This window comes from Vibrio pectenicida (assembly GCA_024347015.1).
GTDB lineage: Bacteria > Pseudomonadota > Gammaproteobacteria > Enterobacterales > Vibrionaceae > Vibrio > Vibrio pectenicida.
In genome coordinates this window covers 39340-51596 of sequence record AP024890.1, presented here as the reverse complement: position 1 = coordinate 51596, position 12257 = coordinate 39340, and the positions used below count along the sequence as shown (strand labels likewise).

The window sequence follows — 12257 nt, the reverse complement described above, 5'->3', positions numbered from 1 at the left end:
ATAAGCCTACACTCTAGCCATCATTCTTGTCGATTTCTAGGTGCTATGGATCTTTCGAACAAAATTCAACCACAAAGGTCAATAGATCCTAACCACGAGATATAAATTAGTATGCTGATATTCCGAATTCTTTTAGTTTAGCGGGAAGAGTATCATCCAGCCTATCTATCTCCTTAGATTCAATTTCTATTAAGTTAAATTGATTGTTGTGATAGATGGCTTGAATCTTTTCTTTTTCGATATCTGTGAAATTATCGCTTCCCCAGTATTGGAGATAGACTTTGCCACTAGGAAGGTAAAAATTGCTTAGAATGTCTTCCTCAACGGGCAGCTGGCGATCGTAAGCATGGATAATACCATTCATGTATAGCCAGTTATCAATTTTCAGTTCGCCTTTCGAACGGACATAATGGCCGTCTAAGGTTCGATATTTTGCTTCAAACTTTTGCCTAAAATGATAGATGGATTTGTTTGTAGAATATTGTTCAGCTTGTTGGCCAGAAAACTCCAAGACAGATCGCTTAAAACGTTTATTGTGCACAATTGAGTCGTGCCACAAGGCATACTGCTGATCATTTTGTCGGTCTAGCTTCTGGTAACCACCGATTTTTAGGCCATTGTTGGTGATCTGCCATCCATTATCAGCTTTGTGCAACCAACCAAGTTCTTGAAGTAGTTGATTGACCTTTTTGGGGTTGAGAGAAAAACGTTGGCCAAGTTGTGTTGCGCTTAGAGGTTTTCCACTACTAGAGCTACAGTCAATAAGCAAGTTTTCAGGCCAGACGATATACTGGCCGTATTTGGGGTGTTGTAGATACTCCCCCCCAAATTTCTTCCCTATTTCTGTGAGTAGCCAAGCATCTTCATGGCGATTAACATAGCCTGCATTTTTTAGCGTTTTAAATAGCTGCTGGACCTCTGTGTTTCGTAGCTTAGCTAGTGCAGTTGTAGAGATTTTATCTGCCATGTTTCTTCCTTTTACTTTGGGGAAGGTTTAGCCGTATTGTTAGATAAACAGTCTAGTTAATCAAGCGAGTAGAAGAGACTCTGTTGATAATGACAATTAGCGTTTGGCATGCAAGATAATCAGTGAACAAGGTGTAACAAGGATCTGTTTATCTTCAATGTGTTTATTGAGCTCATAGCAATGGGTATCACAAATAGTGACCCATTGCTGTTTATAATTGCTTGGCAAACTAAAATGGGCTGGTGCATTGGTTTGGTTAATACAATAGAACATTTCCTCTCCTTGATTACCCAAACCAAGGTGCAAAGCTACTGCATTAAGTGTATTCCAATCATCATGTTCGATTGCGGTTCCATCGACACGTCGCCAGTGAATGCGATTATCATGTCGGTGCTTACCACTGAATGCTTTAATAAATGGAGCCATAAAGTGATGACGAGCAGCTACTATGTTACTCATCCACTGTTTAAAATTGTCTTTTTCAGGTGAAGGTCGCCAGTTTAACCAACTCAACTCATTGTCTTGGCAATAGGCATTATTATTCCCTTTTTGACTATGTGAGACTATGTCTGCAGTGAGTATGTGTGGAATGCCAAACGAAAAAAGTAAACTAGCCATAAAATTACGTTTTTGCTTTTCGCGCTTTTCAATAATGGCAGGATTGTCTGTTTCACCTTCGACACCATAGTTGTCTGAGCGGTTATCTCCATGCCCATCACGGTTTTGCTCACCATTATCATAATTGTGCTTTTGGCGGTAAGAAACCAAGTCTTGCAAAGTGAACCCATCGTGATAAGTGATATAGTTGACGGTGAGGTTATATGGCCAGTTGGCAGCACTGTACAAATCCCTTGATCCCATTAGACGTGTCGTGAACTCTTTAAGATAGCCATGATCGCCTCGCCAAAAGCTTCGGGTGATGTCTCGCAGCCTATCATTGCATTCGTTCCAGCCAATTGGAAAGTGTCCGACTTGATAACCATTTGGTCCTATATCCCAAGGCTCTGCAATAAGCTTCACTTGTTTGAGCACGGGATCTTGGGCAACGGCTTTAAAGAAAGCTGAATCTGGATTAAAGGCATCCCCTTCGCGACCTAATGTAGCCGCTAAATCAAAACGAAATCCATCTATCTGATATTCTTCTGCCCAATATCTGAGGCTGTCCATTACTAGGTTTAGTGCGGGTTGGTAGGTCAAATCGAGAGTATTTCCGCAGCCAGTGAAGTTTGCAAACAAATCACCATGCTTGAAATAATAATTATTGTCTAAAGCTTTTAGGTTAAACAGCAGGCTTTCGTCACCTCCTTCAGCAGTGTGATTGTACACTACATCAAGGATGACTTCGATTCCATGGCGGTGGAGTTCTCTAATGACTGTTTTGAATTCAGACACTGCATCTGTTTCTGCAAAACGAGGATCTGGGGCCATAAATACATACGGATTGTACCCCCAATAATTAGATTGGTTGTTTTGCAGCAGGTGAGGTTCATGCATACAAGCGGCAATGGGTAACAGCTGTATCGTATTGATATTTTGCTTTCGGTAAAATGCGATCATTGCTTCGCTGGCCAAACCAAGGTAACGACCTTGGTGGCAATGTGGCACGTCTGGGTTTAGCTTAGTCACACCTTTAATATGAGTTTCAAACAGTACTATTTCTTCTCTCGGACGAAGAGGTTTGGATATACCCTGCCAATCAAAGTCGTTATCTACTACCACTGACTTTGCGATTTGGAAACTCTCGATTGGTGTGTAAGGCGGTGTATAGTGAAGAGGCTTTTCTAGTGCCTTAGCATATGGATCAGATATGAGATAGTCGCCGTTTGGATGATGAATAATAAAGCCATATTTTTGTCCAACTTTCACTCCGTCAATGTGAATATGTTGTATGCCGGCATATTCATTATTTAATGGGTAAGTTTGAAATTGGTTATCTTCATTAAATAGTGCAAGGAGTATATTATTGTGATCGGGCGCATAAACAGAGAAATTGCATCCATCACTGTTTAAAGTAGCACCAAGAGGATAAGGGCTAGAACAAGGCATAATTAATATTGCATCAGTTGTCATTTAATAACTGAACTAAGTAAATCTCTTTGTTGTAAAGACGTCAAGCGCCTTCTTATTGAAAATAAAATTGTCATTATGGGTATTTAACCTCTGTATTTTCATATTAAAAGTTGATCTTACTTGGGCTTTATTGGGCTTATAAAGACATCTTTAGTATTTTATCACCCCTATATTTGTGAACTAAACCCAAAAATTTCTTGTTTTTTATTTTTCTCATCCTTTCTCATCCCCCTAAAAAACTACTTAGGGTGGAGGAAGTCAACCCTGCCTCTTATAGTTAGTCTGTCAGTAGTTAGAGCAAATAGGTTGAGACATTGTTCTTAACCTTTCTTATCTCGCTTATTCATGATTTTGTTTCTGCCTTTACAGGATCGTTCAATGAGTCAGGCATAAGAATAATAAACCTTAAATGGAGTAAATAATGAAAAAAGTGAACTTGGTTGCGGTTGCAGTGGCTGCAGCTCTTGTCGCCGGACCTGTTTTGGCCTTTGATTTCAATGGCTATTTCAGAGCCGGTACGGGAATTAGCGGTAATTCTGGTAGTGATGTTGCTATTAATAAGGCTGGTATCGGTCGTCTGGGTAATGAAAACGACAATTACTATGAATTTGGCTTTTCTGAAGAGCTAAAAACAGGTGAACAAACTTGGCGCGTTGAATCTATGTTAAACAAAGGAGATCAGGGTCAATCGGGCAGTGAAGATGGGGATATTAATGTCGCTCAGTTTGCAGTAAAAGCAAAAGGTCTGATTGCTTCGGACAAAGAAGCCACACTATGGGCTGGTAAAACGTATTACCAGCGCAAAGATATCCATATTACAGATTTTTACTTCTTAAATACTTCTGGAACTGGCGGCGGTATTGAAAATGTGTCTCTGGGCAATCAGAAACTATCCGTTGCTCTTATCCAAGATGGTGAAGATGACAACGGGGCAGGTTATATATTCGATACTCGTTTAGCGAACATTGGTGTGTGGGAAGATGCCTCCCTTGAGCTGGCTTTAGCCTATAACTTCTCAAACGAAAAAGACGGCAAAAATATTGATGCTGACGATGGTTTGTTGGCATCGGCAATCTTACATCAAAATATGAAGATTGGTTTTAACCAGACAGTACTCCAGTTCGGAACCAATGGTTATGGTTCTCAGGTTGCATCATACGGTTCAGGTGCAGGTTACAACCGCGCAAACAACGCTCAGAACGAGGCTTCTGGATATCGCTTACTTAACTGGGGCGTTGTGAGCCTTGGCAATGATTGGGAAATGGGCCATCAGTTAGCCTTTATGGCAGGTAGTGATATTGGTGGTGCTGATTCAGGTAATAATGCGACGTCATTTAAGTCTGATACTGACCAGTTTTCTGTTGTAGTTCGCCCAATGTATAAATGGAATGACACCATGCGTACGACTTTTGAAGCGGGTGTTAATATGGGCGAGAGGATCAATTCAGCAGGAACAGCCAAAGAAGACTTTGGTAATACTAAACTTACCGTGGCGCAAGGTTGGGCAATGGGTAATGATTTTTGGGCACGCCCTGAATTGCGTGTTTATGGGTCTTACATAACCGATACTGAAGATGACAACGCATTTGGTACTGGTGAAGATTCTGAGTACGTTGTCGGCATCCAAGTGGAAGCTTGGTGGTAAGCCCTCAAACTCATTGTGCCTTTTGGCTCGTCTAGTTATGATAGCCAGCAATAATCGCTGGCTATTTTTATTGCTATTGTCGTCCAATAGCAAAACAGTCAAATAAGGAAGACTTTATGTATTTTCGTATCCTTGCCCTTAGTAGTTGCATTGCCTTATTTGGATGCCAGTCTCCAGAAGTAGTTGAACAGATTAGCGCCGCCAATACAAAGCAGGTAACTGTGGTGTCAGACCTTCAGTCAGTTCCAATGAGGCTACCAAGTAATAAAAGCGTTAATATTACCTCTCAATCGCAGGCTCTTAAATATCAAGATATTGATAGCCCTGTAGCTTTATTTGAGTTACCTGCTGATAGAGGTGAATTTTCAATTAATATCACCAGCGAAATTGGTGAAACGGCCTTTGTACCAAGAGCGGTTATTCTTGACAAAAATGGTCGTGAACTAGAACGTTATGGAAAAGATGCATTTGTTTATCAACCTCCACGTCTTGGGGCTGGTAATCGTTTGAGCGCAGAGGTTGATTTCTTCCCACCAAGAGATAACGAAAGTGTCTATTTGCTGATCTACACAGATAGAGCTGAACTTGGTAAAACCACTATGGTTATTCATCCTGCTAGGTTGTATGCAGAGGGAAGAGGGAACTACTTGCCTGAAGTAAAAGATATTGCAATACCGAATTCAGAATATGGTTTGGTCAGTGTGTCTATTGACCGAGTTGGCTTTCTTAAACATTTGGCAATAGGAAGCGCACCAAGTGACTCAAGTTCACAACCCTTGATGGCAAAAAGTGTGGATGTGGTTCAACCTGAGACACAAAAATATTACCATCAAGCAATAACAGCGGCTGTTGCCGATGATGATCTTAATAAAGCGATAAACTTATTGGAAGAAGCAAAAGCGCTTAATGTTGAAGGTGCCCAGCAAGTTTTTGTTAAGGCGGTAGAAGATAACAAGAGTCAACGAAATTACTAATTAAACAAGATACGGTTGAGTACGCTAAGTTAGAATTTTTGTTACTGGCTTTGCGGTAGATGTTACGGTACCTCCATCCATTTATTTAACCATGATCAACACAAATCATTACAGCATCTGGACGTCAATATTCAAACTCGGCGTCCATGAGCTGATTGTCTTGTTTGAAACTAACGCGGAAAATTTTTAGTAGTGATTGACCTGATGTGGTGTGAAGCGATTTCGCAACATGTGGTGGTGAAGTTGTGAACATATCAAACCGTGAGCGCTAAGTTTGATAACTATATTTTTCTATACAGATCCAAGCCTAATTGAAGGTCACTCAAAGTTAACTTAAGATATTAGCCCTTGATATCGAGTCTTTTCAAAGACAATTTAGAAACCTCATTACAATGGATACAATAGTATGGAAATGACGGTTGGTGAAGTAGCGAAACGAGCGGGTGTCAATGTGTCAACACTGCACTTTTATGAACAAAAAGGGCTTATTTCAAGCTGGCGAAATCAAGGTAATCAACGCCGATACCATCGTGATGTATTGCGCAGGCTTGCGGTTATAAAAGCGGCGCAAGAAGTAGGGCTTACCTTAGAAGAAATTAATCAATCACTTTATTATTTACCTAAGCATCATGCTCCCACACGTCAGCAGTGGGAAAAAATGGCATCGAGTTGGCATGATTTACTTGCTCATCGTATCCGGCAGTTAGAAGCTCTTCAAGACGATCTGGGGGGGTGTATCGGTTGTGGTTGTTTATCGATGAAGTCTTGTGCCATCTATAACCCAAAAGATATTAGAGCAGAAGTCTTTGAGGGGAAAACCATGCTGAGTCATCCTGAGGAATGGTCTGAAAGCTTAGATGTTAAAATGAATAACGATGAAAGATAGTCTGAATAATACGCTAAAGATCTAATTTCGATACTTTTAGTCGTTTGTTGCAATCCTACATTGGTCAATTCGAAGTTGGTGCAGATTGTCAGATCTCTCACTATTCTCATACCCATTCAGTAATTTTCTGACCAGTCCTATGGTCGTATTTGTGAAGTATATTGTATTTTATATCCTCCTCCTCCATTTCTACGCCTCATTAACTAAGGCTATAGGAGGAGGGAATTTGATCTGCTAAGAATATAACGTGAGCTTGAATACATCTACCTTGGTCAACACGGTTATTAACTTAATAACACGAAATATCAGTGGGAATATGAATGAAAATCAAGCGAACAAAACTGTGTATAGTGATAGCAGTGCTTGGCTTATTGGCTGGTTGTGATGACTCTCCAGAAGCCCAGGCAATTGAGACATTTTTTGGCGGCAGTTCGACATATTGGGAATCGGAGAATGATAGTTCAGCCGACTCTGATGCGGTATACAAACGAGCTGTCATCTACTACAAACGCGATGAAGGTGATTATAATAACTGGGGGCTACATTTATGGAATAGCACCTCTTGCGATTCCATCTCTGATGATATGCTGCCTGATATTGATTGGAGTCACCCAGTAATATGGAAAGATATCGACCTAAGATATGGTGCTAAATTTGTTATACCGCTGAAGTCTGAGCATGGTGCGTGTATGAATTTTATCCTCCATAAAGAGGATGATAAAGCACTGGGTGGTGGTGATTTAAAAGTTGAATTTGATAAAGGAAATACGCTCTATACCGAGCATGGAAGCGCGATACTCAAATATTCTCCTGATGAACCACTGAATGTAAAGCTTGATGGTGCCGCTGCCCATTGGCTTGATACTAATTCGATTGCTTGGTTTGACCATAGTAACGCGGTTAGTTATCAAATCTGGAGCCATGAGACGGGAGAAGGAGATATTGATCAACCACAAAATTTTATCAAATACGATCTGGAGATCTCCGATACTATTTATCACTCTAAGTTTCCCCATCTTAACGGTCGTGTAGGTTTTGCTCTCAATGTCACTCCTCAAACAGCCAAAGCTTTACTTAAAACACAATTAATTGCGCTTGCACTCGATAATGATGGTAAGCCACTAGTGGCTACACGTGTTCAAATCCCAGGTGTACTTGATGATCTATACACAACAGGGCCAAGTGATGCGGATGAAGAAAAACTAGGAAGTTGGATTGAAGACAATAGGGCTCATTTTGCTCTCTGGTCACCAACGGCTCAGAAAGTTGAGCTGTATTTGTACGATCAAAATAAAATGCCATTGCCTGACTCTCCTTTTGATTTGACGCTTGACGCTTGACGCTTCTTCCGGTATTTGGCGTTTTGAAGGTGATGTGTCACTGAAGAATATGTTCTACCGATATCGTGTGAAAGCGTTTCATCCGCAAACTGATAACATTGAATGGATGACAGTTACTGATCCTTACTCGCTGTCACTAAGCAAGTCTAGCCAATATTCACAACTTGTTGACTTAAATGCCCAAGACACTAAGCCTTCTGGTTGGGATAACCAGAAAGTTCCTGAACTCACCAATCCAGAAGATCACATTGTTTATGAGCTTCATATACGCGACTTTAGTGCCAGCGATAAGCAAGGTGAAGAGCTTAACAATGGAAAATATCTTGCTTTTTTGGAAGATGAGCGAGATAGCGTCAAGCAACTGGCAGCACTTAAAGAAGCTGGCCTGACGACGATTCATCTTTTGCCTACGTATGACCTTGCCTCTACTCCAGAAGATCCTGAAAAAATGGTGAGCCTGACGGATACGGTTGAAAAACTGTGCAGTATTAATCCTGCGGCCAATCTATGTAGTAATGGTACTTCACGCCATTCTTCAATATTTTCTTTATTGGAGCAAACTGATCCAAGTAGTGGTGAGGCACAGAAGTTATTGGCAGATATCCGCCCAATTGATGGCTTCAATTGGGGGTACGATCCTTTTCATTACAACGTGCCAGAAGGCAGCTATGCTGTTGCGAGTGATGGTATTTCACGTATTCATGAATATCGCCAGATGATACAGAAACTTCATGCAATGGGCTTTAGAGTTGTTCAGGATGTAGTTTATAACCATACCTATGCTTCCGGACTGTACGAGAAATCGGTACTCGATAAGGTTGTTCCTGGCTATTACCATCGCCTTAACCCTTTGACAGGTGCAGTCGAGAACTCGACATGCTGTGATAATACCGCATCGGAACACCGAATGTTTGAGAAGTTAGTCGCTGACAGTGTCGTGATGTGGGCCAAAGACTACAAGATAGATGGTTTTAGGTTTGATTTAATGGGGCACTTGATGAAGTCAAGTATGCTGCATGTTTATGAACAAACGCAACAGGTCGACGAAGATACGTGGTTCTATGGCGAAGGTTGGAACTTTGGTGAAGTGGTTAACGGGCAACGTGGTGAAAATGCGACGCAGTGGTCAATGGCAGGGACAGGTATTGGGACATACAATGACCGATTGCGTGACGGGGTTCGTGGTGGTGGACCATTTGATAGTGGGGAAGCCTTGCTAAAGAATCCAGGCTTTGCCAATGCTGGTAGTCGATTCAGTGATGACCTAAAGTCGAAGATGGATCTTATCCGCTATGGTATGGCGGGTAATTTACAAACCTATCCGTTGGAAACTTATAGTGGCGCGATTGTCTATGGGCGTGATTTTCAATACGGAGGTCAAGGTGCTGCTTACACGCTTGATCCTCAGGAATCGATTAACTATGTTTCAAAACACGATAATCAGACCTTGTGGGATTTCAATCAATATAAAGCCGATAGTAACATAAACCCTGCGGATCGGGCGCGTATGCAAATTGTCGGCCTCTCAACGGTTATGCTTGGGCAGGGAGTGCCATTTTTACATATGGGGTCTGAGCTACTGCGTTCTAAATCAATGGAGCGTGATAGCTACGACAGTGGCGATTGGTACAATAAAGTCGACTTTAGTAAGCAAACCAACAATTGGAATGTTGGTTTGCCTCGTGCCGACAAAGATATGGCAAACTGGGATGCGATTCGCTCCGTGATCGCTAATCCAAATACCGTTGTCACACCAGAGCACATTGCTTGGACTAACGAGGTATACCAAGAGCTGCTCAAGATCCGTTCAACGTCACCTTTGCTCCGTTTGGTTAGTGAAGAAGAAGTCTTAAAGCGTGTTCGGTTTCACAATACAGGGCCAGCAACTTTACCAGGTATGATCGTTATGTCGGTCAATGATGGCGTGAGTGTAGGCTCTGATCTTGACAGCAATTTTGATTCTTTGATTGTTGCCATTAATGCTAATACTTCTGAACATACCATTCCTATCATAGGTGCAGAAAATTTTGAGTTAAATCCGATTTTGAAAGATTCCTATGACCCTGTTGTCCGACAGGCTAGGTTTGACAACGGAAATTTTACCATCCCACCATTAACTGCAGCTGTCTTTGTTCAGGTACAAAATGGCGCCCAAGGTGAAGGTTTAACACTTGTCGATAAACCGAATGACTTAGCTCCTTTTGGTTCAACAAAAGTGTATGTTAGAGGGTCAATGAATGACTGGGGAACAAGTGATGAAATGATTTACCAAGATCATGGTCAGTATACCTTTGAAGGGTATCTTACCCCCGGTGAATATCAGTTCAAACTGGGATCGTTGGATTGGAATGAAGTTAATCTTGGTTTTGGTTCTCTAGCTGTTCTCAACGATTCCATTACGCTTGAAGATGGAGGTAGTGGCCATATAAAAGTAAAAGTAAATAATCAAGGGGTGCATAAGTTTACGCTTGATGCTTCAGATCAAAACTCTCCCACCATTTCAGTTATAGATGCCAAGATTGATTACGCTTGTTATGGGGATGATAGCAGAGCTTGCAACTTAAGAATTTATCAGGTGATGGTGGAGTCCTTTGTGGATGGTGATCCCAAACATAGCTATGGCCATGGTTATGGCAATTCACATCATAATGGTGATCTTCAGGGTGTGATCGACAGCCTAGATTACATCGCAAGTCTTAATGTAAACGCATTATGGTTAACGCCTGTGTTTGATTCATGTGCAGGCCAAGCTGGTGATGATCGCCTAGATGCGACGGGTTACTTTCCCTGTGATTATTTTAATGTTGACCCAAAATTTGGTACCAACGATAAGCTTAAGGAGCTGGTGGATAAAGCGCATGCAAGAGATTTGTATGTTTTTCTCGACGGTGTCTTTGGCCATTCTAATCTTGTTGGAGTTAAACCGTCGCCAACGGGTAAGTTACCGTACTTAACAACGAAGGAAGGTTACCCTGGCACATACGTGGCCTATCCAAATGAAGATAGCGATGCCTTTTTTGTTGAGGTAGCGACATATTGGATAAAAGAATATGGTATTGATGGCTGGAGGCTAGATCAATCCTATCAACTTCCTTTAGACACTTGGCGTAAAATTCGTGCTGCGGTTGAGCAGGCATCTATGGGAAACAAACTGGCGGGCCAGCAGTGGGGAACGTTGGGCTATCTGGTTGGCGAGGTATGGAAGGGTGCAGATGATATTACCGCAACCGCGTATGGTAGTGATGCCAAACCTGGCCTCTCTTCAGCGTTTAACTTTCCGTTACGTTATGGATTAGTACAGGCGCTGGCCGTTGAAGAGTCGGGCAAAAGTGGTAGCGCAAGAGCGCTAGATGCCAGCTGGAATAGCCGAGCGAAATCTCCCTATCATGCGATGCCAAATCTTATGCTAGGTAACCATGATCTGGTTCGTTTTGGCGATCTTATTCAACGTGGAAAGTTAGGTAATGAGGTGAAACGGCATAAAGCCGGATATAGTTTTTTAGCAGCATATTCAGGACCAATTACTGTTTACTATGGTGAGGAAATTGGTGATGAAGTTGCGGGTTTTGCTAAAAAGATCGATGAAAACTGTGTTTCCCAAGGTCTGTGTGATGATCACGTTGCACGTTCCAGTGCAAAAATTGAAGGCGTGACAGGCGCAGAACTCACAGTTAATCAACAAGAATTAAAGCAGTATTTTACTATGCTAATGCACCTACGTAGTCAGTATCCTGCATTATACGCAGGAAAACGCCGTAATTTATGGCTAGACGATAACTTATACGCAGATCTCAAAGTGTATGATAATCAGCAAATAATTTACGCACTCAATACGTCAACATTTGATCAAATACTGTTTGTTGATTCCACTTATCTAAAACAAACGCATTTACTCCGAGACTTAATGAGCAACGAAGTCGTGAATGTGACAACGGGTCCAGTACAAATTAAAGTCCCAGCATTAACTGGGCGCTTTTTAATCGCTGAGTGATGAGTTATTTATATTATTCCTAGCTGGAGGGTTTATTACTGATGTGATAAACCTTTGATTCATTCTGAGTGAATAATGATAGGAACGTAGAGCGTAAACATGAAAAGCATTTGCATAATGAACATGCATTATGCAGGTGGCGTTGCATAATGCAAATTCATATATGCAATATATGGCGCAAGTTAACCAAGTTAATCGGAATTCACCACAATTCAGTCTTTTTTCTCTTGGCATGGAATTTGTAAACTATCAATAGTATCCTTAAATGTGCTCATCATCCTAAACGTGTGTTCATATGGTTTGGTAGAGTAATTAAACTGGGCGCCAATACAACAAGCAGTCGAACAAAAAATAAGCCAAACATGTTTGTATATAATCCAAGGA

General features: G+C 41.4%; 5 protein-coding genes and 1 pseudogene. 4 read left to right on the top strand and 2 right to left on the bottom strand.

The genetic code is table 11. From position 1 onward, the window contains the following. Window positions 1-106 precede the first annotated feature (106 nt). Both OCV27_RS15135 and glgX read right to left on the bottom strand, forming a co-directional pair. Complete coding sequence (locus OCV27_RS15135) at window positions 107-967, bottom strand: glycerol kinase (protein ID WP_125319971.1); 861 nt, start codon at window positions 965-967, stop codon at window positions 107-109. 96 nt (window positions 968-1063) lie between these two features. After that, the gene (gene glgX, locus OCV27_RS15130) at window positions 1064-3013 is read right to left on the bottom strand and encodes a glycogen debranching protein GlgX (protein WP_125320011.1); all 1950 of its coding nucleotides are present in this window, start codon (window positions 3011-3013) and stop codon (window positions 1064-1066) included. Window positions 3014-3458: 445 nt separating this feature from the next. Between glgX and lamB the strand changes: the two genes are divergently transcribed. The 4 genes and pseudogenes from lamB to pulA form a co-directional block, all read left to right on the top strand. Continuing rightward, window positions 3459-4682: a maltoporin LamB gene (gene lamB, locus OCV27_RS15125; protein ID WP_125319972.1), complete on the top strand. Its 1224-nt coding sequence runs from the start codon at window positions 3459-3461 to the stop codon at window positions 4680-4682. A 116-nt stretch (window positions 4683-4798) separates the two neighbouring features. Further along, window positions 4799-5656, top strand: a complete 858-nt coding sequence (locus tag OCV27_RS15120; protein ID WP_125319973.1) for a MalM family protein — start codon at window positions 4799-4801, stop codon at window positions 5654-5656. A gap of 406 nt (window positions 5657-6062) precedes the next feature. Beyond that, the gene (soxR, locus tag OCV27_RS15110) at window positions 6063-6542 is read left to right on the top strand and encodes a redox-sensitive transcriptional activator SoxR (protein WP_125319974.1); all 480 of its coding nucleotides are present in this window, start codon (window positions 6063-6065) and stop codon (window positions 6540-6542) included. Window positions 6543-6994: 452 nt separating this feature from the next. After that, a pseudogene (gene pulA, locus OCV27_RS15100) lies at window positions 6995-11873 on the top strand (pullulanase-type alpha-1,6-glucosidase); the annotation flags it as partial. Window positions 11874-12257: the final 384 nt, after the last annotated feature.

What these genes read in the sequence shown, in the direction of transcription:
- OCV27_RS15135 (WP_125319971.1), bottom strand. Translation starts at nt 967, where the DNA reads ATGGCAGATAAAATCTCTACAACTGCACTAGCTAAGCTACGAAACACA.
- glgX (WP_125320011.1), bottom strand. Translation starts at nt 3,013, where the DNA reads ATGCCTTGTTCTAGCCCTTATCCTCTTGGTGCTACTTTAAACAGTGAT.
- lamB (WP_125319972.1), top strand. Translation starts at nt 3,459, where the DNA reads ATGAAAAAAGTGAACTTGGTTGCGGTTGCAGTGGCTGCAGCTCTTGTC.
- OCV27_RS15120 (WP_125319973.1), top strand. Translation starts at nt 4,799, where the DNA reads ATGTATTTTCGTATCCTTGCCCTTAGTAGTTGCATTGCCTTATTTGGA.
- soxR (WP_125319974.1), top strand. Translation starts at nt 6,063, where the DNA reads ATGGAAATGACGGTTGGTGAAGTAGCGAAACGAGCGGGTGTCAATGTG.